Annotated in this window: 20 protein-coding genes and 1 pseudogene; 12 read left to right on the top strand and 9 right to left on the bottom strand. The window is 75.5% G+C overall.

Translation table 11 applies throughout. The annotated features are described in order from the left end of the window. The first annotated feature begins 50 nt into the window (after window positions 1-50). The 4 genes from lysS to BLS21_RS19245 all read left to right on the top strand — a co-directional run bounded on the left by lysS (window position 51) and on the right by BLS21_RS19245 (window position 6,747). Window positions 51-3,467, top strand: a complete 3,417-nt coding sequence (lysS, locus tag BLS21_RS19260) for a lysine--tRNA ligase (RefSeq protein ID WP_091222279.1) — start codon at window positions 51-53, stop codon at window positions 3,465-3,467. Then, window positions 3,464-4,864 carry an APC family permease gene (locus BLS21_RS19255; protein WP_091222276.1) on the top strand — a complete coding sequence of 467 codons (1,401 nt, stop codon included), beginning with the start codon at window positions 3,464-3,466 and terminating at the stop codon, window positions 4,862-4,864. The genes lysS and BLS21_RS19255 overlap by 4 nt, the downstream gene beginning before the upstream one ends. Window positions 4,865-4,880: 16 nt before the next feature. Then, window positions 4,881-5,963, top strand: a complete 1,083-nt coding sequence (locus BLS21_RS19250) for an adenylate/guanylate cyclase domain-containing protein (protein ID WP_091222274.1) — start codon at window positions 4,881-4,883, stop codon at window positions 5,961-5,963. Window positions 5,964-6,054: 91 nt separating this feature from the next. Continuing rightward, the gene (locus BLS21_RS19245; RefSeq protein ID WP_091222271.1) at window positions 6,055-6,747 is read left to right on the top strand and encodes an NADPH-dependent F420 reductase; all 693 of its coding nucleotides are present in this window, start codon (window positions 6,055-6,057) and stop codon (window positions 6,745-6,747) included. A 110-nt stretch (window positions 6,748-6,857) separates the two neighbouring features. Here BLS21_RS19245 and BLS21_RS24755 read toward each other — a convergent pair whose 3' ends face one another. The 3 genes and pseudogenes from BLS21_RS24755 to BLS21_RS19240 form a co-directional block, all read right to left on the bottom strand. Further along, window positions 6,858-7,220 (bottom strand): DUF6578 domain-containing protein, encoded by a 363-nt coding sequence (locus tag BLS21_RS24755; protein ID WP_425431621.1) that lies wholly within the window; start codon window positions 7,218-7,220, stop codon window positions 6,858-6,860. Further along, window positions 7,200-7,297: pseudogene (locus tag BLS21_RS26470) on the bottom strand (hypothetical protein); the annotation flags it as partial. The pseudogene BLS21_RS26470 and the gene BLS21_RS24755, both read right to left, overlap by 21 nt. A 97-nt stretch (window positions 7,298-7,394) precedes the next feature. Next, the gene (locus tag BLS21_RS19240; protein WP_091222269.1) at window positions 7,395-8,258 is read right to left on the bottom strand and encodes a DMT family transporter; all 864 of its coding nucleotides are present in this window, start codon (window positions 8,256-8,258) and stop codon (window positions 7,395-7,397) included. 179 nt (window positions 8,259-8,437) lie between these two features. Here BLS21_RS19240 and BLS21_RS19235 point away from each other — a divergent pair, with 179 nt between their 5' ends. Then, window positions 8,438-9,616, top strand: coding sequence for an alpha/beta hydrolase family protein (locus tag BLS21_RS19235; protein ID WP_091222266.1), 1,179 nt, complete (start codon window positions 8,438-8,440; stop codon window positions 9,614-9,616). A 213-nt stretch (window positions 9,617-9,829) separates the two neighbouring features. Then, on the top strand, window positions 9,830-10,954 hold the full coding sequence (locus tag BLS21_RS19230) for a DUF2332 domain-containing protein (protein WP_245700593.1): 1,125 nt from the start codon (window positions 9,830-9,832) through the stop codon (window positions 10,952-10,954). On the opposite strand, the gene BLS21_RS19225 is transcribed toward BLS21_RS19230, so the two are convergent. Both BLS21_RS19225 and BLS21_RS19220 read right to left on the bottom strand, forming a co-directional pair. Next, entirely contained in the window at window positions 10,951-12,816 is a 1,866-nt protein-coding gene (locus BLS21_RS19225) for a glycosyltransferase family 39 protein (RefSeq protein WP_091222263.1), read from the bottom strand. The genes BLS21_RS19230 and BLS21_RS19225 overlap by 4 nt on opposite strands. Window positions 12,817-12,900: 84 nt before the next feature. After that, a complete protein-coding gene (locus BLS21_RS19220) occupies window positions 12,901-13,617 on the bottom strand; it encodes a CPBP family intramembrane glutamic endopeptidase (RefSeq protein ID WP_245700591.1) in 717 nt (238 codons plus the stop codon). Between the two features lie 2 nt (window positions 13,618-13,619). Here BLS21_RS19220 and BLS21_RS19215 point away from each other — a divergent pair, with 2 nt between their 5' ends. The 5 genes from BLS21_RS19215 (at window position 13,620) to BLS21_RS19195 (ending at window position 18,481) form a co-directional block, all read left to right on the top strand. Further along, window positions 13,620-14,006, top strand: a complete 387-nt coding sequence (locus tag BLS21_RS19215) for a hypothetical protein (RefSeq protein WP_091222258.1) — start codon at window positions 13,620-13,622, stop codon at window positions 14,004-14,006. Further along, entirely contained in the window at window positions 14,003-14,188 is a 186-nt protein-coding gene (locus BLS21_RS19210) for a DUF6186 family protein (protein WP_091222255.1), read from the top strand. Before BLS21_RS19215 ends, BLS21_RS19210 begins: the two co-directional genes overlap by 4 nt. Before the next feature lie 106 nt (window positions 14,189-14,294). After that, a complete protein-coding gene (locus BLS21_RS19205) occupies window positions 14,295-16,031 on the top strand; it encodes a pyruvate dehydrogenase (protein WP_091222253.1) in 1,737 nt (578 codons plus the stop codon). Between the two features lie 76 nt (window positions 16,032-16,107). Continuing rightward, window positions 16,108-17,655 carry an alpha-amylase family glycosyl hydrolase gene (locus tag BLS21_RS19200; RefSeq protein ID WP_091222250.1) on the top strand — a complete coding sequence of 516 codons (1,548 nt, stop codon included), beginning with the start codon at window positions 16,108-16,110 and terminating at the stop codon, window positions 17,653-17,655. Between the two features lie 70 nt (window positions 17,656-17,725). Next, a complete protein-coding gene (locus BLS21_RS19195; RefSeq protein WP_091222248.1) occupies window positions 17,726-18,481 on the top strand; it encodes a hypothetical protein in 756 nt (251 codons plus the stop codon). 12 nt (window positions 18,482-18,493) lie between these two features. Here the strand turns inward: BLS21_RS19195 and BLS21_RS19190 are convergent, their stop codons facing one another. Then, window positions 18,494-18,934: an NAD(P)H-dependent oxidoreductase gene (locus tag BLS21_RS19190; RefSeq protein WP_091222244.1), complete on the bottom strand. Its 441-nt coding sequence runs from the start codon at window positions 18,932-18,934 to the stop codon at window positions 18,494-18,496. 22 nt (window positions 18,935-18,956) lie between these two features. Continuing rightward, on the bottom strand, window positions 18,957-19,772 hold the full coding sequence (locus tag BLS21_RS19185) for an alpha/beta fold hydrolase (RefSeq protein ID WP_245700590.1): 816 nt from the start codon (window positions 19,770-19,772) through the stop codon (window positions 18,957-18,959). Window positions 19,773-20,084: 312 nt separating this feature from the next. On the opposite strand from BLS21_RS19185, the gene BLS21_RS19180 reads away from it, so the two are divergent. Further along, the gene (locus BLS21_RS19180) at window positions 20,085-20,690 is read left to right on the top strand and encodes a TMEM175 family protein (protein WP_091222239.1); all 606 of its coding nucleotides are present in this window, start codon (window positions 20,085-20,087) and stop codon (window positions 20,688-20,690) included. Between the two features lie 7 nt (window positions 20,691-20,697). Here the strand turns inward: BLS21_RS19180 and BLS21_RS19175 are convergent, their stop codons facing one another. Both BLS21_RS19175 and BLS21_RS25285 read right to left on the bottom strand, forming a co-directional pair. Beyond that, the gene (locus BLS21_RS19175) at window positions 20,698-21,909 is read right to left on the bottom strand and encodes a low temperature requirement protein A (RefSeq protein ID WP_175479650.1); all 1,212 of its coding nucleotides are present in this window, start codon (window positions 21,907-21,909) and stop codon (window positions 20,698-20,700) included. A gap of 70 nt (window positions 21,910-21,979) precedes the next feature. Beyond that, entirely contained in the window at window positions 21,980-22,150 is a 171-nt protein-coding gene (locus BLS21_RS25285) for a hypothetical protein (protein WP_175479649.1), read from the bottom strand. Window positions 22,151-22,172 lie beyond the last annotated feature (22 nt).

The following is a 22,172-nucleotide window of genomic DNA, read 5'->3' as shown; positions in this document are numbered from 1 at the left end:
GGCGTCGTCGAGGGGGTCGCACCGCCCGGGGTCCTCCCCATCATGGCGCGGTGGTCAGCGGAACCGACGTCGCCGGGCGCAGCGCGGGGCAGCGCGCGCACCGGCTGGCCAAGCTGGAGGCGCTGCGCGCCCGGGGCACCACCGCCTACCCCTACCGCTGGCCCCCGGACGCCACCGCCGCCGGCGTCCGCGCGGCCCACGCGGACCTCGCCCCCGACGTGCGGACGACGGACCGCGTGCGGGTCGCCGGCCGGGTGGAACTCATCCGCCGGCAGGGCTGGCTGACCTTCGCGACGCTGCGCGACCGGACCGGCGCCATCCAGCTCTACGTCGACAGCTCCGTCCTCGGCCCCGACCGGCACGCCGAGTTCGACGACGTCGACCGCGGCGACTGGATCGGCGCCGAGGGCACCGTGATGACCACCCGGACCGGCGAGCTGTCGGTGTGCGTCGAGGACTTCGCCGTCCTCGGCAAGGCGCTGCGCGCGCCGCCGCCCGAGCACGCCGGCCTGACCGACGTGGAGACCCGCTACCGCCAGCGCTACGTCGACCTCGAGGTCAACGAGCGCACCCGGCAGGTCTTCCGCATCCGGCACGCGGCGGTGCGGGCGATCCGCCGGCACCTGGAGGACCTCGACTTCACCGAGGTCGAGGGGCCGGTGCTGCAGACCATCCAGGGCGGGGCCAGCGCGCGGCCGTTCGTCACCCACTCCAACGCCCTGGACCTCGACCTCTACCTGAGGATCGCCCTCGAACTGCACCTCAAGCGGCTGATCGTCGGCGGCCTGGAGCGGGTCTTCGAGATCGGCCGGGTCTTCCGCAACGAGGGCGTCGACACCCGGCACAACCCCGAGTTCACGCTGCTGGAGGCATACCAGGCCTTCGGCGACATCACCGACATGATGGAGCTGACCGAGGGCCTGATCACCGCCGCGGCACGGGCCGCCCTCGGTGAGGACCTCACCGTCCGGTACTCCGGCCACACCATCGACCTGGCCGCGACGCCGTGGCCCCGCAAGCGGTTCGCCGACATGATCGCCGAGGCCACCGGCGCTCCCATGCACCCGGCCATGCCGATCGACGACGCCCGCGCGGTGCTCGACCGGCTGGGCATCCCCTACGAGGCCTCGTGGGGCGCCGGGCGGCTGATGAAGGAGGTCTACGACGAGAAGGTGCAGCACTCGGTCGTGGGGCCGGTGTTCTGCGTCGACTACCCGCGCGAGGTCTCGCCGCTGGCCCGGGTGCACCGCGACGACCCCGCCTACGTCGAGCGCTTCGAGCTGATCGTCGCCGGCTTCGAGCTGTGCAACGCCTACTCCGAGCAGAACGACCCGGTCGAGCAGCTCGCCGCGTTCGAGGCCGAGGCCCGCGCCAAGTCGCACGGCGACCCGGAGGCCGGGGACGTCGACCTCGACTACGTCCGCGCGCTGGAGTGCGGGATGCCGTGCACCGGCGGGCTGGGCATCGGCATCGACCGGCTGGTCATGCTGCTGGCCGGCGTCGACTCGATCCGCGAGGTCATCCTCTTCCCGACGCTGCGCCCCGAGGTCCCCGGCACCGGCCCGGACGGCGCGGTGCGCCCCCTGGTCGCCCCCACCCCGCTGCCCGCCGGCAGCACGGCCGGCCCGGACGGCGCGGCGACGGCGGACGACGCGGGGACGGCGGTCGCCTCGGTCGTCGCGCTGCCGTCGATGGCCCCCTCCTCCGGCCCGGTCCCGGCACCCCCGCCGACGGCGCGCACCCATGCGCCGGCCGTGCGGGTGCTGGCCGGGCTGACCGCGCTCTCCGGCGTCCTGCAGCTGCTCACCGCCCTGCCCGTGGTGCACGAGCGGCTCGTCGGCCGGGGGACGGCGTTCGGCCCGCTGTGGGTGCCGGTGAGCGGCGCGGTCGCGTCGGTGGTGGTGGGGCTGCTGCTCCTGCTGCTGTCCGACCAGCTGGCCCGGCGCAAGGCGCTGGCCTGGCGGCTGGCGGTGCTGCTGTTCGCCGTCGGGGCGGTCGCGCACGTGGTCAAGGGACCGCACCCGGTCGCCGTGGCGCTGTGCCTGGCGCTGCTCGCCGGGCTGGTGCGGTACCGGTCGGCCTTCCGTGCGCCGGCCGATCCGCCGTCCCTGCTGCGCCTGCTGCGCTTCGTCCCCCTGTACCTGGCCGCGGTGCTGCTGTTCGGCCTGGCCGCGCTGTGGGCCGAGCGGGGGCGCGTCGACCCGCCGCTCACCCTCGCCGGGGCGCTGCAGACCGTGCTCGCCGGGCTGGTCGGCCTCGACGGCCCCTACAGCTACGGCTCCCGGTTCTTCGCGGCGTTCTACCCCGCGGCCCTGCTCGCGCTGGGGGTGGTCGGGCTGGTCGCCCTGGCGGTGCTGCTGTTCCGCCCGCTGGCCGCGGCCCGCCGTCCGCACACCGAGGAGGACTGGGCGCACGCCGAGCGGCTGGTGCACACCTACGGCTGGGACACCCTCGCCTACTTCGCCCTGCGCGACGACAAGTCGTTCTTCTTCTCCCGGGACGGCGAGGCGTTCCTGGCCTACACCTACATCGGCGGCTACGCGCTGGTCTCCGGCGACCCGATCGGGGCCCGCGAGTCGGTGCCGCGGGTGCTCGACGAGTTCCTCGCGATGTGCGACGAGCGGGCCTGGGCGCCGGCCCTGCTGGCCGCCCGCGAGGCGAGCATGCCGCTGTACGCCTCCCGCGGGTTCAGCGCGTTCTACCTGGGCGACGAGGCGGTCATCGACTGCCGCCGGTTCACCCTCGAGGGCCCGGGCCGCAAGGGCCTGCGGGCCGCCGTCCGGCGGGTGGGGCGGACCCACCGCTTCCGGCTGGTCGCCGAGACCGACGCCCCGCCGGCGCTGGTCGACCAGCTCAACGCGATCAGCGCCCGCTGGCGCGGCAAGCACCCCGAGCGCGGCTTCACCATGTCGCTGTCCCAGGACGTCCGCGGCGCCGGCGCCGACCCCGGGTTCCTGCTGTGCGTCGCGGAGGACGCCGAGGGCCGCCCCGGCGGCTTCCTCCGGCTGGTGCCCGCCTACGGGCCGTCGTTCGGCTACACGCTGGACCTGATGCGCCACGACCCCGATGCGCCGAACGGGATGACCGAGTTCCTCATCGCCTCCACCGCGGCCGCCCTGGGCGCCCGCGGCGTGGCCCGGCTGTCGATGAACTTCGCGATGTGGGGGCGGCTGTTCGCCGACGACGTCCCGTTCACCCCCGCCCAGCGCGCCGCCCGCTGGGCGGTCGGTGCGCTCAACCCGTTCTTCCAGATCAAGTCGCTGCACGACTTCAACGCCAAGTTCGACCCCGAGTGGCTCCCGCGGGTCCTCGCCTACCGGCACCGTGCGGACCTCCCGCGGGTGGGGCTGCGCTACGCCGGCGCGGAGGGCTTCCTGGCCCTGCCCGGGCTCGGCGAGCTGCTGGTGCCCAAGGCCGTCGGCGGCGTGCCCGCGCCGTCGGCGCCGGAGCGGCGGTCGGCGGCGTGACCCGGCCGGGCGGCACCGTCCGCCTCGGCGTCCTGTCGCTGGCCATGGTCAACATCGCCTCGATCGTCAGCGCCCGGAACCTGCCGGTCATGGCCGAGTACGGCTGGTCGATGCTCGCGCTGTTCGCGCTGTCGATCGGCGTGTTCCTGGTGCCGGTGTCGATGGCCGCGGCCGAGCTCGGCACCGCCTGGCCGCACGAGGGCGGCGTGTACGCCTGGGTGAAGGAGGCCTTCGGCGGCCGGACCGGGGCGCTGGCGGTCTGGTGCGACTACGCCGAGAACATCGCCTGGTTCCCCACCGTGCTGTCGTTCATCGCCGCCTCGCTGGCCTACGCGTTCGACCCGGCGCTCGCGAACGACCGGTTCTTCCTCGTCACGGTCATGCTCGTCGTCTTCTGGGGCACCACCGCCGCCGCGCTGGGCGGGGTCCGGACGTCGTCGGCGATCGGGGCGGTCGGCACGATCGCGGGCTCGATCCTGCCCGCCGTCCTCGTCGTCGCGCTCGGCGCGGCGTTCCTGCTGCGCGGCGACCCCTCCGAGATCCCGTTCTCCGCCGGCGCGCTGGTGCCGGACGTGCGGCTGGAGAACGTGGCCTTCCTCGGCGGGGTCATCCTGCTCTTCACCGGCATGGAGATGGCCGGCTTCCACGCCCGGGAGACCGCCGACCCCGGGCGCACCGTGCCCCGGGCGATCGCGCTGGCCGTCGCCGTCACCGTCGCCTTCTCGGTGCTCGGCTCGCTGTTCATGGCGTTCGTCGTGCCGCAGCGGGAGATCAGCCTGGTCTCCGGGACCATGGAGCTGTTCTCCACCGTGCTGCAGCGGCTCGACATCGGGTGGCTGCTGGCGCCGCTGGCCGTCGTCGTCGCGCTCGGCGGGGTCGCCCACCTGACGCCGTGGGTGCTGGGGCCGGCCAAGGGCGTCGGCGCGGTCGCCCGCGAGGGGCTGGCCCCGGCGCGGCTGGGCCGGGTCAACGGCAACGACGTCCCGGTGGCGCTGCTGGTCGTGCAGGCGGTCGCAGGATCGGTGTTCGCGCTGCTGTTCGTGCTCGTGCCCAGCGTCAGCACCTCGTACTGGATGCTCTCGGCCGTCACCGCGCAGGTCATCGTGACCATGTACGCGCTGGTGTTCGCCGCGGTCATCCGGCTGCGGCACACGCAGCCCGACGTCCCCCGCCCCTACCGCATCCCCGGCGGCCTGCCCGGCGTCTGGCTCGTCGGCGGCGTGGGCCTGCTCGGCTGCGTCGTCTCGTTCCTGCTCGGGTTCGTGCCCCCCGACCAGCTGCAGACCGGCAACCCGGTGGTCTACGTGCTGCTGCTCGCGCTGGCGACCGTGGTGCTGTCGCTGCCGCCGTTCGTCTTCGCCCTGCTCGAGCGTCGGCGCGGCGCCGTCCCGGGGTGAGCCGCACACTCGGGAGGTGCACGACGAGGGTGGGACGCGTCGCGACCCGATCGCCGCGCAGCTCGACCGGCTGCTGCTGGGGGGACGCCGCCGGTACACCCGGGCGCAGGTGGCCCATCTGTCCGGGCTGCCGCCGGACCGCTTCCGGCGGCTGTGGCACGCCCTGGGTTTCGCCGAGGTCGCCGAGGACGACGTGGTGTTCACCGACGAGGACGTCGCCGCGCTGCGCACCCTGCTGGACCTCGCCGACGCCGGGTCCGTCGGCCCGGGCACCGAGGCGTCGTTCGCCCGTGCCCTGGCGCAGCCGCTGGCGCGGCTGGCCGACTGGCAGGCTCCCCTGCTCACCGGCGCCCTCGGCCGGGATCGCGCCGCCCGGCACGACCAGCCGGACGTCCCGTCCCCGGACGAGCCGCTGGCGGCCGACGCGCTGCTGTCGCGGCTGCGCGACGTGCAGGACCACGTGTGGCGCCGCCACCTGGCCGCCGCCGTCGAGCGGGCGCCGACCGCACCGCCCGGCGACGAGATCCGCGAGCTGGCCGTCGGCTTCGCCGACCTGGTCGGCTACACCACCCGCACGCGCGGCATGAGCGGTGCCGAGCTGGGCGTCATGGTCGAGGACTTCGAGGCGACCGCCGCCGAGGTGGTCGCGCGCGGCGGCGGGCGGGTGGTGAAGACCGTCGGCGACGGGGTGCTGTTCACCGCGACCGACCCGGCCGCCGCGGCGGAGATCGCGCTGTCGCTGCCGGAGCGGTGGGCGGCCGGGGACCGGCCGCCGCTGCGGGTCGGCCTGGCGCACGGCCGGGTGCTCACCCGGCTCGGCGACGTGTACTCGTCGGTGGTGAACCTGGCCAGCCGGCTGACCACGGTGGCCCGCGCCGGCAGCGTGCTCGTCGACCGCGAGCTGGCCGCCCGGCTGCGGCGGCACCCCGGCTACCGGATCGAGCCGCTGCAGCGCCGCTCGGTGCGCGGCTTCGAGGACCTGCAGCCGTGGCTGGTCAGCCGCAGCGACGCCGACGAGGAGCCGCCGCGCCCGGATGCGATGGTCGGCGAGCGCGCCGACGACGTCCCGCACCCCGGCGGACGCGCCCCGAGGCCGTGATCCAGGTGGTTGGGTCGTTTCGCGGTGGGAGCGCGGCCGGGACGACGCCCGCGCCGGGAATGGCTCCGCCGGTGCACGGCTTGCGGCGTGCGTGACGACGATCGGACTTATCGGCAGTGGGAACATCGGCAGCACCATCGCCCGGCTCGCGCTCGCCGCCGGCCACGACGTGGTCCTCAGCAACAGTCGAGGACCGGAGACCCTCGCCGACCTCGTACGTGAGCTCGGACCGCGGGCACGAGCGGCCACCGCAGCCGAGGCCGCCACGGCCGGCGACATCGTCGTGGTGACCGTCCCGCTGAAGGCCTACCGCCAGGTGCCGGTCGAGCCACTGCGCGGCAAGGTCGTCATCGACACCAACAACTACTACCCCGAGCGCGACGGGCACATCGCCGAGCTCGACGACGAGTCCACGACGACCAGCGAGCTGCTCCAGGCACACCTGCCGGAGTCGCGCGTCGTGAAGGCCTTCAACAACATCTACGTCAGCCACCTCGGCAGCCTGCAGCGCCCTGCAGGTTCCCCCGAGCGCTCCGTGCTCCCCATCGCCGGCGACGACGACGCGGCCAGGCAGACCGTGGCCGAGTTCCTCGACTCGATCGGGTACGACGCCTACGACGTCGGCCCGCTGTCCGAGGGGTGGCGCTACCAGCGCGACACCGCGGCCTACGTCCAGCCCTACGCGGTCCCTGGATCTGAGTACCCCACGTGGCCCGGACGCCAGGTCACCCGGGAGATGCTGGAGGAGAAGCTGGACGCTGCCGTGCGCTACCGGGACATGTAGAGGCCGCCGGGCCACTGGTGCGAAGGGTGTCCCTGAGCCCGTCTTCTGTCCCTGAGCGGCCCACTCAGGGACAGCCGGACTCTCTACGGCCGAGGCCGGGCTCTTCTGAGTCAGCCGCACAACACGAGCTCCACGATCCATCCTGAGAACATTTCGCGAGCTTGGGCGGGCGGCTCCGGCTTCCAGGGGTCGGCGACCTCGACCATCTGGAGCCGCCCGCTTTCAGGTACGGGCATACCACTGAAACTCGTCGAGTTTGGTTTCGCCTTGCGGTCGTATGCCACAACGCGGATTGATCGGACCATGCCGTGCAGCTCGACGAGGGGATTGAGCTGATCAGGGGGACCGTGGTGGTTCTCCTCGTATTCAACTGCGTCCGCCCCCAGTAGCGTGGTGATCCAACTTTTTTCTCCCTTGTTCGGTGCCCGTGCCAGTGAACTTCCGAACCCACGCGGAACGTTGTGCCGCAGCACTGCTGCTGCCACGAATCCACCCACACGAATGCCCGCACAGGCAGAGGGTCACCTAGTCGGCTGACGATGACAACCATCGTCGTCAGTCCCGCCGGGCAGGGTGTCCCATAGGCCGCCTTCAGGGACGACGTCCTGTGCGCCGACCCGACCCGACCCGACCGTCGTCCGCCATGGTCAGGCGGGGACGGGTGCGGCGTCCCGCGCCGCGGCCCGGGCCAGCGCGACCGTCGCGGCGACCATGACCACGACCAGGACGCCGATCAGCGCCCACTCCACCCCGTCGGCCCGCAACCGCTCCCCCAGCACCGCGATGCCCAGCGCGACGGCGACGACGGGCTCCCCCACGGTGACCGCGGGCAGCGAGGCCTCGAGGGCGCCGGCCTGGTAGGCCGCCTGCTGCAGCAGCGTGCCGCCGCCCATCGCGACGGCCAGCAGCCACGTCTCCCAGCTCGTGAGCAGGGCGAGCAGCCCGTCGTCGAGCAGGCTCACCACCCCCTTGGTCAGCGCCGCGCCGATGCCGTAGGCCACCCCCGCGGCGACGGCCAGCAGCACCGACCGCGCCGCCCCCCGGCGGACCGCCGCGCCGGCCAGGCAGCCGCCGAGCAGCAGGCCCAGGAGCACCAGTGCCGGCAGCCACGGCCGCCAGCCGGCGCGGTCGACGCCCGCGGTGGGCTCCCCGACCACGGCGAAGACGGCCAGGGCCAGCACGAGGAGCGCCGCCCAGACCCAGTCCGACCGGCGCAACCGTCGGCCGCCCCAGCGGGCGCCCAGCGGCAGCGCGACCAGCAGGGTGGTGACCAGTAGCGGCTGCACGAGCAGCAGCGAGCCCAGCCCCAGCGCCGCCGCCTGCGCGGCGAACCCCGCGGTGTCGCAGAGCGTCCCGGCCCACCACCGCGGGCTGCGGGCCAGCGCGAGCAGCAGCCGACCACCGCGGGCCTGCGCCTGGGGGACGTCGGCGGCCGACTCCTGCTGCACCGCCGAGGCGACCGCGAACAGGACCGCGGCGAGCAGCGCGAGCGCCGCGGCCAGTCCGTCCACCGCGCCATGCTGCCGGGCCCGGTCCGGCCCGGGAACCCCGCCCGCGCCGCCTCACGGAACCGGCCGGTCCCCTCGCGCCCCGGCGCGACCCGCGAGCGCCCGCCCCCGCGCGGCGCCGGCGGGGTGCCGCGGGCTGCCGTCGAGCGGCACAGTCGTCGTCCACCCGGGAGGTGACGGCCGTGCGGCCCCTCTTCACCGACGAGGACTTCGAGTTCGCCACCCGCACCCTGCTCGGCGGCGTGTTCGCCGGCGCCGCCGACGTCGGCGAGGTGCTCACCACCGTCGACCGGATCCGCGACGGCAACGGCCGGTCCTGGGTCGACGAGTGGACCGCCACCGCCGACCGGCTGCTCGCCGAGGACGGGAGCGCCGCCTCGACCGCGGCCCGCGCCCTGCGCGCCGCGAGCTACCTCGCCACCGCGACCGGGGCGGCCGACCGCACCGGCGACGACGGCCTGTTCGCGTCGCTGTGGGAACGGCACCGGCGGGCCTGGGACGCGTTCGTCGACGCCACCGACCTCGCCGTCGAACGCCTCGAGGTCCCCTACGAGGGCACCACCCTGCCCGGCTACCTGTTCCGGTCCGGCGCACCCGACGACCCCCGGCCCACGCTGGTCTACACCAACGGCAGCGACGGCTCGGTGGTGGGCGCCTGGGTGCGGGGCATCTCCGGCGCCCTGGCCCGCGGGTGGAACGCGATGACCTTCGACGGCCCCGGCCAGAACGCCGCCCTCGTCCGCCAGGGGCTGCACTTCCGGCCCGACTGGGAGCACGTCGTCACCCCGGTCGTCGACGCCCTGCTCGCCCGTGCCGACGCCGACCCGCACCGGCTGGCCCTGGTCGGCGTCAGCCAGGCCGGCTACTGGGTGCCCCGGGCCGTGGCCTTCGAGCACCGCGTCGCCGCGGCCGTCGCCGACCCCGGCGTCGTCGACGTGTCCGCGGCGATGCTCACCCACCTGCCGCACCACCTCGTGCGGCTGCTCGACGCCGGGAACCGGGAGGTCTTCGACAAGGAGATCGCGTTGGGGCTGCGGCTGACCCCGCGCGTCCGGGCGATGATGACGTGGCGGATGCGGCCCTACGGCACGACCTCACCGTTCGACTTCTTCACCGCCGCCCGCGCGTACACCCTCACCGAGGACGTCGTCCGGCAGGTCACCTGCCCGGTGCTGGTCACCGATCCCGAGCAGGAGCAGTTCTGGCCGGGCCAGTCCCGACGCCTGTACGAGATGCTGCCCGGTCCCAGGGAGCTCGTGCGGTTCACCGCCGAGGAGGGCGCGGCCGGCCACTGCGAGCCGCTCGCCGTCGGCCTGCGCGGGGAGCGGGTCCTCGACTGGCTGGCGCGGCAGCTCACCTAGTGTGCTGTCGAGCCGGAGGGCTCGTCACGTGCCGGGGAGCGGCAGTGGCCGGCGAGTCGGTCGCGGACCGCCTCGGCGCTCTCGTGCCAGGTGGAGGGTCGGGGGTCGTCGTTCCCATGGCCGGACGTCGGTGCGGTGGCCGGAGACGTCGGGGTGCCGGGGCCGACCGCGGGGAGCGCCGCACCCGTGGGTAGGGCACGCACACTCGCCGAGGTGTACCGACGCTTCGGCGAGGTCGACGCCGCCGGGACGTCGCCGCTGTACGCGCGCGTCGCCATCGCCCTGAGCGGGTCCGACGAGGCGCTGCGCGCCATCGGGACGGTGCCGGCGCGCAGGCGGCACCCCGCGGTGGTCCTCGCGGCGCTGCACGACCTCGCCCTCGCCGGACGCGCCCCGGCGTTCGCCGCTGCCTGTGCCGCTGCCGACGGCGACGCTGCCGCCGGCGCGGCGATCGACACGCTGCTGCGGATGACCGACTCGGTCGTGGCCATCGCCGTGCGCCGGCAGCCGCAGAGCTTCCAGACCCGCTGCTGCGCCGTGCTGTACCCGGCCATCGCCGAGGCGGCGCGCCGGGTGGGCGCGGACGCGGTCGGGCTGATCGACGTGGGTCGTTCGGCCGGGCTCAACCTCCACGTCGATCGCGTCGGCGTCACGTACAGCGACGGGCGATCGCTGGGCGATCCGTCGTCTCCCGTGCAGCTGTCGTCGTCGATCGTCGGAGACCGGCCCGTCCCGGCGCAGGCGGTGCCCGAGGTCGTGGCCCGGGTCGGCGTCGACGTCGATCCGGTCGACGTGACCGACCCGGACGACGCCCGGTGGTTGCGCGCCTGCCTCCCGCCGGACCAGCCGGAGCGGCTCGCGGCGCTCGAGGCGGAGCTCGCGCTGGCGGCGACGGCCCCTCCGCTGCTGCTGCGCGGGGACGCCGTCGCGGTGCTGCCCGACGCCGTCGCCCGGGTGCCCGCGGACGCCCTGCCCGTCGTCACCACGACGTGGGCGCTGTCGCGCGTCCCGCTCGAGGACCGCCTGCGCTTCCTGCACCGCCTCGACGACGCGGCGGCCGGCCGGGCGGTCGCGTGGGTGTCGGCGGAGGGGGTCGGGGTCGCGCCGGCGATCCCGACGCTCGGCGATCGCCGCGCCTCCGGCCACAGCACCATCGGCCTGGCGGTGTTCGACGGGTCGGCGCTGCGCGCCGAGGCCATCGGCCGCTGCTGGTCGCGGGGCCGCATGCTGGCGTGGCTGGCGGACCCCGAGCGCTCGCCCGGGACGTCCGCGACCGGGTCGCCGGCCACCGCCGTCCCCTCGACGGACGGCGAGCGCTCCGACCGGACGGGACGCTAGGGGCCGAGCTCCTCGACCGGGCTGCCGGTCGCGTCGGGCACCCAGCCGCCGCCGTCGGTGCGCGCCCAGGCCTGGCCCGGCCGCAGCAGCTCCACCCGCGCCCCGCCGTCGACGGTGCGGTGCGCGACCCGCCGCTCCCAGCGGTCGCCGGGACCGTCGTCCCCTGGCGCGCGGACGGCCAGGCCGACGGCGAGCACGCCGTCGTCGTCGAGCACCACCGTCCCGGGGTCGGCCGCCGCACCGGGCGCGGCGACGGTCCAGCTCACCTCGCCGGACGGGTCCAGGGGCTGCTCGTACGTGCGGTCCCCCACCCGCAGGTAGGCGACGGCGGAGGGGGCGCCGGCGGGGACGGCGAGCCGCAGCCGCAGGGTCACCTGCGGACCGGCGTCCACCCGCAGCGGCTCGACGACCGGCGGGTCGTCGTCGTCCTGCGACAGCCGGTACGGGGCGCGGTCCGGGAAGCGCGCGGCCAGCGCGAGGTCGGCCGCGCCGCGCTGCTCGGCGTAGAGCACCGGCTGCTGCAGCGACGGCTCGTTCTGCAGGAACGGCGTGTCGCTCTCGAAGCCCAGGTCGCCCCGCTCCGGCAGGAACAGCAGCGCGTCGCCGAGGCCGGCGTCCTCGACGACCCGCTGCACCGCCCGGTACTGCTCGGTCACCTCCCGGTTGCCGCTCACCGGGCCGGGCACGGCCAGCGCGGTGAGCCCGACCATCGCCACCCCGGCGACGACGGCCAGCGGCCGCCTCCACCGCGCCAGCCGCACCAGGCCCGCGGCGCCGAACACGACCAGGGGGACGACGACCGGGAGCCAGTAGAAGGGGCCGAACAGCTCCAGGCCCTCCCACTGCGCGCTGATCGCCCACGGCCCCCAGAACGGCAGGTAGCCCACGGGCACCACCACGGCCAGCGCCGCGACCGCCCAGCGTGCTGCGCCGCGGGTCCGCACCAGGCCGAGGACGGCGAGCGCCACGAGCACGACCCCGCCGGCCACCCAGCCCGGCGTCGCGAGGAGGTTGGCCAGCATCCCGGTCGCGCCGTCGGCGGCCGTGAAGTGCACCGTGTACTGCGGGAAGACGCCGCGGTCGCCGAAGCCGAAGGTGTCCTGCGGGCCGGTGACGGTGAACGGCAGCCGGAACGGCCCGCCGACCACGGCGGCGTTGTAGACCAGCGTCAGCGCCAGCACCGGCACCGCCCCGGCGGCCGCCCGGAGGACCAGGCCGGGGCGGGAGAGGCCACCGCGCTCCCCGGCCAGCAGGACGGCGAGCGCGAACGGCGCGACGGTGAGCAGCGCGTCGAAGGGCCGGGCGAACGCGGCGACCCCGGCCACCGCGCCGCCCGCGACCAGCCGCGGCGTCGAGCCCAGCCGCGCCCCCGACAGCAGCAGGACGGCGGCGCCCAGGCCCAGCGCCAGGGCGGGCAGGTACGGCAGGAAGGTGCCGCTCTGCACCACGACCACCGGCGAGAGCGCGAACAGCGCGCCGGCGGTGAGGGCGACGGCCCGGTCGCGCAGCACCTCGGCGGCCAGCAGCGCGACGAGCACCGCGGCGGCCGCGGCGCTGACCGCCAGGGCGGCGCGCGGCGAGCCGGTGAGCAGGTCGCCGGCCGCGATCACGGCCGGCCAGGGCGGCGTGTACTTCAGCACGATCCGGTCGCCGACCACCGCCGAGGCCCACGGCCGGAACGCGTCGTGGTCGGCGGGGAGGGTGACCGCGCCGGTCTCGAGCAGCCGGGCCATGGCGACGTAGACCGAGTCGTCGCGGTTGAGCGAGTAGAGCGGGAAGAGCGTCAGGTTGGTCAGCACGGCCAGGGCCCCGGCGACCACCGCGAGGACGGCGAGCGCCGCCCGCCACCTCGCCGCCGTCATCGGGGCCGAGTCTACGGACAGGCCCGCCCGGCCCCGTCCCGAGGCTCGCGCCGAGCGTGCGCTGCGCGAGGAGGACGGGGTCCTTCAGCCGAGCCGGTGCGCGGCGGCCGCGGCGAGGAGGCCCAGGCAGTTCGTGGCCAGGTGCAGCAGGGCGGGGGCGAGCAGGCTGCCGCTGCGCAGCCGCAGCTCGGCGAAGAGGACGCCGGCGGCCGCGGTGCCCAGGCAGGCCAGCACCACGGCGCCGGTGCGCGCCAGCGGTCCGCCCGCCAGGTCGTTGGCCGCGAGCGCCCCGAGCGTGGGGCGGACGTGCCAGAGGCCGAACAGGGCGGCGGAGACCCCGGTGGCCCCGCGCCGGGGCAGCAGCCGGCCCAGCGTCGCCAGCAGCACCCCGCGGAACGCCACCTCCTCCCAGAGGACGGTCCCGAGCGGGATCCGGACCAGCACCTGCCCGGCGAGCTCCCCGCCCCCGAGGCCGGCCACCCGCGCGTCGCCGAGCAGCGGCCGGAGTGCGGGCACCCCCAGCGCCGTGCCGTAGCCGGCCGCGACGACCGCGGCACACGCGCCGCCCCACCGCGCCCCCGCCGCGAGCCGCCGGCGGTCGATCCCGAGCTCGGCCCAGGACAGCCCGGCGGTGCGGGCGGCGACCAGCAGGACCCCCGCCGCCGCGACGTTGGCCACCACGTAGGACCCGGGCCGGCCCGGGAGCCGGTGCACGACCAGGTTGTTCCAGGCGCCGAGGACGGGGACCAGCGCCACGGCGAGGACCAGCACCTTCCTGCGGTCGGCTGCGCCAGCATGCACGGATGCGGTGTTCCCGCTCCACGCGAGGGCTCACCTGCGCCGCGGCGGCCCTCGCCTGCGCCGCCGCGGTCGCCGCCGCGGGCGAGCTGTCCGCGGGCGCTCTGCTCGCCGTGGCCGCCGCCGGTGCCGTCGTCACCGCGACGGGCCTGGCCCGGCGCGCCGGCGCGGGGACGGCGCCGGTGGGCCGGCGTGGGCTGCCGTGGCTCGGCTGGCTGGGAGCGGCCGTCGCCTGGGAGCTGGTCACCCTGGCCGACGACGACCTGCCCACGCTCAGCGACCTGGCCGACCCGGTCCTCGCCTCGCCGGTGCTGCGCGGCGGGGCGACCCTCGCCTGGCTGGCGGCCGGCGCCTGGCTGGTCACCCGCCCCGGATCCCGGCGGCCGGGGTGACCGGCGCCGTCGGGTTCGCCGTCCTGCTGGTCACCGCCCTCGCGCTGGAGGCCGCCGCGCGGCGCGGCGCGGGGCCGGCGACCGTCCGGGAGGCGGTCGGCGCCGCCATGCGGACGACACCGGGACGGGTCGCGGTGCTGCTCGCCTGGGTGTGGCTCGGCGTGCACTTCCTCGCCCGCTGACGGCGTGTCACCGCGGGACGCCCCCCACGACTCGACAGCGGGCCGCCCGGGTAGGGCAGCCGGGCCGGACGCCGTCGCCGCCGCTCCCCCGTCCCCGGAGGTCGCCATGGCCCACCCGACCGTCGCCGCCCAGCTGGTCCGCATGCTCCGCGACGCCGGTGCCCGCCGGATCTACGGCGTGGTCGGCGACAGCCTCAACCCCGTCGTCGACGCCGTCCGGCACACCGAGGGCATCGAGTGGGTGCACGTCAGCAACGAGGAGGGCGGCGCGTTCGCGGCGGCCGCCGAGGCCCAGGTCACCGGGCAGCTGGCGGTGTGCGCCGGCTCCTGCGGGCCGGGCAACACCCACCTGCTGCAGGGTCTCTACGACGCCCACCGCAGCGGCGCCCCCGTGGTGGCGATCGCCTCGCACATCCAGTCGCAGGAGATCGGGATGGGCTTCTTCCAGGAGACCCACCCGGAGCGCACCTTCCAGGACTGCTCGTACTGGTGCGAGGTGGTCACGCCGAAGCAGATGCCGCACGCCCTGCGCGTCGCGATCCAGACGGCGATCGGCCGGCGCGGGGTCTCGGTGGTCGTGCTCCCCGGTGACCTGGCGGCCGGGGAGTCCGGCGGCCCGACCGTGCCGACCGCTCTGGTCTCCCGGCCCTCACCGGTGCGGCCGGTGCCCGAGCAGGTGCAGGCCCTGGCCGACGCGCTGAACGCCGCGCGCACGGTCACCCTGTTCTGCGGCGCCGGGTGCGCGGGCGCGCACGACGAGGTCGTGGAGCTGGCCGGACGGGTGCTGTCCCCGGTCGGGCACGCGCTCGGCGGCAAGGAGTGGATCCAGTACGACAACCCCTACGACGTCGGGATGAACGGGCTGCTCGGCTACGGCGCCGCGCACAAGGCCACCCACGAGGCCGACCTGCTCCTGCTGCTGGGCACGGACTTCCCGTACACGAACTTCCTGCCCCAGCGGCGGACGGCGCAGGTGGACGCCGACGCCGGCCACCTCGGCCGGCGCAGCCCGCTGGAGGTCGCCGTCCACGGGGACGTCGGCGAGACGATCCGGGCGCTGCTGCCGCTGCTGGAGCAGAAGACCGACCGGCGCTTCCTCGACTCGATGCTGCGGCAGCACGCCGAGGCGCTGGAGAAGGTGGTCGACGCCTACACGCACCGAGTGGAGCGGATGCGGCCCATCCACCCCGAGTACGTGGCCGCGCAGCTCGACGAGCTCGCCGACGACGACGCCGTCTTCACCGTCGACACCGGGATGTGCAACGTGTGGGCGGCCCGCTACCTGACGCCCAACGGCCGCCGGCGGGTCATCGGCTCCTTCCGGCACGGCTCGATGGCCAACGCCCTCCCCCACGCCGTCGGCGCGCAGTTCGCCGCGCCGGGCCGGCAGGTGGTGTCGATGTCCGGCGACGGCGGCCTGGCGATGCTGCTCGGCGAGCTGATCACCGTGCGGCTGCACCGGCTGCCGGTCAAGGTCGTGCTGTTCAACAACGCCTCGCTGGGCATGGTGAAGCTGGAGATGATGGTCGACGGCATCCCCGACTTCGAGACCGACCACGAGCCGACGGACTTCGCCGCGATCGCCGAGGGCGTCGGCATCCGGTCGATGCGGGTGGAGGACCCCCGCGACGTCCGCAGCACGCTGGAGAAGGGCCTGGCCGAGCCCGGTCCGGTGCTCATGGAGTTCGTCACCGACCCGAACGCGCTGTCCATCCCGCCGGCGATCACCGGCGAGCAGATCCGCGGCTTCGCGACGTCGGCGACCAAGCAGGTGCTCGGCGGCGGCGTCGGGAAGATGATCGACCTGGCCCGCAGCAACCTCCGCAACATCCCGCGCCCGTGACCGAGCTCGCGAGGTCCCGCACGGGCGCAGCAGGGTCCTCCGTCGCGACGCCGACGAGCGCCGGCCAGGGGAGCCCGTGACCGAGTGGTGGCGGCGCGGCGCGGTCTACCAGGTCTACCCGCGGTCGTTCGCCGACTCCGACGGCGACGGGGTCGGCGACCTGCGCGGCCTGCGGGCCCACCTGGACCACCTCGCCGACCTGTCGGTCGTGGCGGTCTGGTTGTCGCCGGTGTTCCCCTCCCCGATGGCCGACTTCGGCTACGACGTCTCCGACCACTGCGACGTCGACCCGCTGTTCGGCACGCTCGCCGACCTCGACGACCTGGTCGCCGACTGCCACGCGCGCGGCATCCGGGTGGTGCTGGACTGGGTGCCCAACCACACCTCCGACCAGCACCCGTGGTTCCGCGCCTCCCGGTCCTCGCGCGAGGACCCGAAGCGCAACTGGTACGTCTGGCGGGACGGCGCCCCCGACGGCGGGCCGCCCAACGACTGGCGCTCGGAGTTCGCCGCGGTCGGCCCGGCGTGGACCTACGACGAGCCCACCGGCCAGTGGTACCTGCACTCGTACACGCCGCAGCAGCCCGACCTGAACTGGGACGAGCCGGAGGTCGTGGCGGCCATGCACGACACGATCCGGTTCTGGCTCGCCCGCGGCGTCGACGGGCTGCGGATCGACGCGCTGCAGCGGCTGGCCAAGGACCCGCTGCTGCGCAGCAACGCCGGCTCCGACCGCCGGCACGACCAGGACTGGGACACCGCGCACGAGCGGCTGCGCGGCATCCGGCGGGTGGTCGACGAGTTCCCCGACCGGATGATCGTCGGCGAGGTCTACCTGCTCGACCTGCGCCGCGTGCTGGCCTACCTCGCCGGCGGCGACCAGCTGCACCTGGCGCACAACTTCGTGTTCGTCCACCTGCCGTGGGACGCCATCGCCTTCCGCACCGCGATCGAGGAGTTCGAGGCGCAGGCCGAGCCCGAGACCTGGCCGGCGTGGTTCCTCGGCAACCACGACCACTCCCGCATCGCCACCCGCTACGACGACGGCGGGCACGGTCCGGCGCGGGCGCGCGCGGTCGCGCTGCTGCTGACCGCGCTGCGCGGCACGCCGTTCCTCTACCAGGGCGACGAGCTGGGACTGCCCGACGCGGTCGTCCCGCCGGACCGGGTGGTCGACGTCGACGGCCGCGACCCCGAGCGGGCGCCGCTGCCCTGGCGGCCGCCGTCGGTCGCCGGCCCGGGAGCCGGGTTCACCACCGGCGAGCCCTGGCTGCCGCTGGTCGCCGACGCCGAGCGGCTGTGCGTCGAGCGCCAGGCCGCCGACCCGTCGTCCACGCTGTCCCTGGTCCGCCGCCTCGGCGCGCTGCGCGCCGCCTCCCCCGCCCTGCAGACCGGCCGGCAGCGCGTGCTGGACGCCGCGCCGGGGGTGCTGGCCTGGGTCCGGGAGGACGGCGACGATCGGCTGCTGGCCGCCGTCAACCTCAGCCTCGGGCCGCGCGCCCTCGCCCCGGGCGAGGAGTCCACCCTGCTCGTCTCGACCGACCCCGACCGCCCGACCTCGGCGGTGCGCGACCTGGTGCTGCTGCCGGACGAGGCCGTCCTGCTGCGCCTGCACGGCGGCTGACCTGCTTGTCGGCGGACCGGCGCCGGCACCACGATCGGCGGCGACCGGGTCCGCGGCGCGGAGGTGGCGGGTGGACATCGACCTCGAGATCCTGCCCGACCTGACCGGGCGCCGGGCCGTCGTCGCCTGGATGGTGCTGGCGTTCCTGGTGACCTTCCTGGTCACCCGGCTGGTCACCCGGGCCATCCGGACCGGCCGCGGGCCGTTCCGCGACGCCAGCATCGGCGGGGTGCACGTGCACCACGAGGTCTACGGCATCTTCCTGCTGCTGGGCACCGGCACCCTGGAGTTCACCTACCGGCCCGGGACCCCGTGGCTCCAGGTGCTGGCCGTGCTGTTCGGGGCCGGCGCCGCGCTCACCCTCGACGAGTTCGCGCTCTGGCTGCACCTCGAGGACGTCTACTGGAGCCGGCAGGGCCGCAGCTCGATCGACGCCGTCCTCGTGGCGCTCGTCGTCGGCGGGCTGCTGCTCGTCGGCGCGAACCCGTTCGACGCCTACGACGCCGGTGGCGAGACGATCGTGTGGACCACCGTGGGGGTCAACCTGGTCTTCGCCCTGGCCGCGATCCTCAAGGGCCGGGTGGTGCTGGGTGTCGTCGGCGTCTTCGTCCCGCTGGTCGCGCTCGTCGGCGCGGTACGGCTGGCCCGGCCCAGCTCACCGTGGGCCCACCGGTGGTACCGGCCGGGCTCGCGCCGGCGGGCCCGCGCCGAGGCCCGCTTCCCCGCCGGCCGCCGGACCCGCTGGGACGCGCTGGTCGACCTGTTCGCCGAGGTTCCCCCGCAGCCCGCGCCCACGGCTGCAGCGCCGCCCGTCCGGCCGGGGTGAACGGGCGCTGCGCTACAGCTGGACGGCGACGGTGGCCGCCAGCTCGCGGACGGCCTCGAGGTCGGCCGGGCCGGGCGCGCCGGTGAGGCTCAGCGGCGCGGCGACCTGCTTCCACCGCAGCGCGCCGGTGATCCGCTCGATGCTGCGCAGCGCGCCCGCGGTGTCGTCGTTGCCGTGCACGTACACGCCGTACGGGAGACCGACGGTGGCGTCCAGGCACGGGTAGTAGACGGTGTCGAAGAAGTGCTTGAGCGCCCCGGACATGTAGCCGATGTTGGCCGGCGTCCCGAGCAGGACGCCGTCGGCGGCGAGCAGGTCCGCGGCACCGGCCGAGAGCGCCGGGCGCACCTCGAGCTCGACCTCCTCGACCAGCGCCACGCCCTCGCGCACCGCCACGAGCACGGCCTGCAGGGACGGCGAGGGCGTGTGGTGGACGACGAGCAGCCGGGGCACGCGGGCATCCTCCCCCGGCCGGTCAGGGCCGCAGCGCGCCGTAGACCTCCGCGGCGTGGTCGAAGACGGCGAAGTGGCCCTCGCCCACCAGCCAGTGCGCGGTGCAACTGGGCAGCATCGCGGCCAGCACCCGGCCGAGCCCGGCGGGCACCTGCCAGTCCTGCGTGCCGTGCCAGACGTGCACGTGCTGCTCCACCGACGACAGCGGGAACCCCCACGGCCGGAACAGCAGCGCGCGGTCCTCGGCGAGCGGGGCCGCGCCGTTGCGCAGCCCCTCGGTGAAGGTCTCGGACAGGATGCGCCGGACCTCGGGACGCCCGATCACCCGCCGGTCGGCCGGGTTGAGCCGCGCCTGCAGGTAGCGCGGGATGGCCGCGGGACGCAGCGCCACGGGGGCGAACAGCGGCCGCAGCAGCGCCGCCGCCGGCGACGGCCGGTGCGCGGCCGACCGCAGCCGCCGGGGCACCCACTGCGGCCAGGGCCACGGGACGTCGGGCGGCGGCGCCCCGCCCAGCACCCCGACAGCCCGCACCCGGGGGCCGAACGCGGCGGCGCACGCCAGTGCGTAGGCGGCGCCGCCGGAGAGGCTGAGGACGGAGAACTCGCCGATGTCCAGGGAGTCGAGCAACCGCGCCACGTCGTCGGGCCAGTGGACCACCCGCCGTCCCGGCTGCGGGTCGGACCGGCCGAAGCCCGGCCGGTCCGGGACGACGAACCGCACCCCCCAGCGCCGGTAGTCCTCGGGGTCCTCGACGTGGCGCTCCAGCCGGGAGCTCGGCGAGCCGTGGCAGCCGAGCACCACCCGGCCCGCCGGATCGCCGTACTCGGCGTACGCCATCGCCCGCCCGTCGGGCAGTCGGATGCTGCCCTCCCGGGGTCCGGGTCGTCCGCCGTGGCCTGGTCGCTCCCGCATGCCCCGGCCCCTACCCCGCCGGTCGGCGCTCCGACCGCCCCACCTCGTCACCTGCGCCCCAGGGCGGGTCCGACGGACCCCCAGCCCCGGCAGCACCGCCCGGGCGGCGCTCCGCTGCGTTCGACGCTGTGTCGGATGCGAACCCGGTATCCGACACACCGTCGGCCTCGCGGAGCTGCCACCTGACCGGCGCTCCCGTCGGCATGGGTCCGTCGAACACGCCCTAGCCTGCGGCGGGTGCGCACCGACCGGGGCCTCGACCGGCTGATCACCTTCCTCGACGCCGTCGTGGCGATCGCCATCACGCTGCTCGTCCTGCCGTTGGTCGACGTCCTCCCCGACGAGGGTGCGACGCTGGACCTCGACACCCTGCTGGCCGACGAGGCCGGCCGGTTCGGCGCCTTCGCGCTGAGCTTCGCGGTGATTGCCCAGCTGTGGCTGGTGCACCACCGGATCGTCGAGCGGGTCGGCTCCTACGACCGGCCGTTCGTGCTGGTGAACCTGCTCTGGACGCTGACGATCGTGCTGCTGCCCTTCGCCACCGAGGTGGCCGCCGTCTACGGGAACAGCACCCGGCTGGGGATCGCGCTCTACATCGGGACGATGACCCTGAGCTCGGCCTGCCTGACCGTGCTGAGCCTGATGGTCTCCGGCCGGCCGCACCTGCGCCGGCACGGCTACGACGGCACGGAGGACGACCCGACGGGCTCCCTGCTCACCACGGCGGCCTTCGGAGTCGCCCTCGTCCTCGGTGTCGCCGTCCCGGCGGTCGGCTACCTCGCGCTGTTGCTGCTCTTCCTGCCGGACCCGGTGCGCCGGCTGCTCGCCCGCCGGGCGCGCTGAACCGGTCTCAGACCTCCTCGACGGCCACCCGCCCGGTGGACCGCTCGACCAGCCCGATGACCACCACGGCGACGACGACCGCGGCCAGCGCGCCGACCACGACGGCGGCCGGCAGCTCCAGCACGACGTCCACGGCCGCGACGGCGGCCGCGACGACCGGCCACCACAACCCGCGCCGTGCTCCCTTCTTCGACATCCCCACCTCGGTGACGGCCACCGACAGCAGGTAGACGACCACCCCGCCGGCCAGCACCAGCCGGGTGCCGGTCGGCACCTCGCCCTCGCCGCTCTGCACGACGGCCAGCTCCAGCCCCGCGCCGATGGTGGCCAGCGCCAGGGTCAGCGGCAGCTGCCCGAAGACGTACACGTCGTGCGAGTGGTCGCTGCGCTCCCCGCCCACCTCGCTGAGCAACTGCTTGGCGCGGGCCCCGGCCAGGTCGAAGTAGCTCCACCACAGCGCCGCGGCCAGGACGAAGCCCAGCGCGGCGACCAGCAGTCCGGAGCCGGTCCAGTGGGCGGAGTGCAGCCCGTGGGCGATGCCGGCCACCGACTCGCCGAGCACCAGGATCACGAAGAGCGCGAACCGCTCGGGCAGGTGCTCGACGTGCAGCGGGACGTCGGCCGACGAGCGCGTGGCCACCAGCGGCACCAGCACCTCGACCAGGATCGCGGCGGCCCACAGGGCGAACCCGATCGGCCGCGGCACCGCGAGGGACACCGCCCACAGCAGCGCCCCGATGACGGTGCCGATCATGTACAGCCGGGCGATCGGCCGGGCACCGGCCACGTGCCGGTGGGCACGGAGGTACTGGAGGAACAGCGTCGCCCGCAGCACCAGCTGGCAGCCGACGAAGACGCCGAAGTAGGTGCCGGTCGCCTCGGTGGCGGTGGCGGCCATCCCGACGACGGCGGCCATGCTGCCGAGCTTGAGCAAGCGGTAGACGACGTCGTCGTGGTCGAACCGGTTGGCGTAGAGGGTCGAGCTGACCCACGCCCACCAGACGGTGGTGAACAGCCCGGCGAACACCAGCTCCCCGTGCCAGGTGACGTCGGCGCGGAAGTCGATGGCCAGTTCGGCGACGACGAGGACGAAGGCCAGGTCGAAGAAGAGCTCGAGCCGCGAGGCCGAGCGCTCGTCGTCGGTGCGCAGCTCGGGCGCGCGGACCAGCCCGCCGAGGAGAGCACCGAGAGCGGATCGGGGTGAGCTGCGGTCGGCCACGACGCTCCCTGGGGTCGAGGGGTGCCCCTCCCCTACCCCGGCGCGGCGCCGCCACGCCGGGGCAGGGCCGTCAGCGCCGGAAGTCGTGCGCCTCGTCGTAGCCGTAGTCCCCCGCGGCGTCGTCGCGGGTGTCCTCCGCAGGAGGGTGCGGGGCCTCGTCCTGGGGGCGGGGCCGGCCGGTCACCTCGTGCGCCATGTCGTAGCCGAGGTCTCCAGTGGGTTCGCGCGGGTCGGGCTCCATGTCGGCTCCTCTTCGCCGGGTG

The sequence above is a fragment of the Geodermatophilus siccatus genome (assembly GCF_900103785.1).
GTDB lineage: Bacteria > Actinomycetota > Actinomycetes > Mycobacteriales > Geodermatophilaceae > Geodermatophilus > Geodermatophilus siccatus.
The sequence above is the reverse complement of the archived record's forward strand: the minus strand, read 5'-3'. Positions and strand labels throughout refer to the sequence as shown.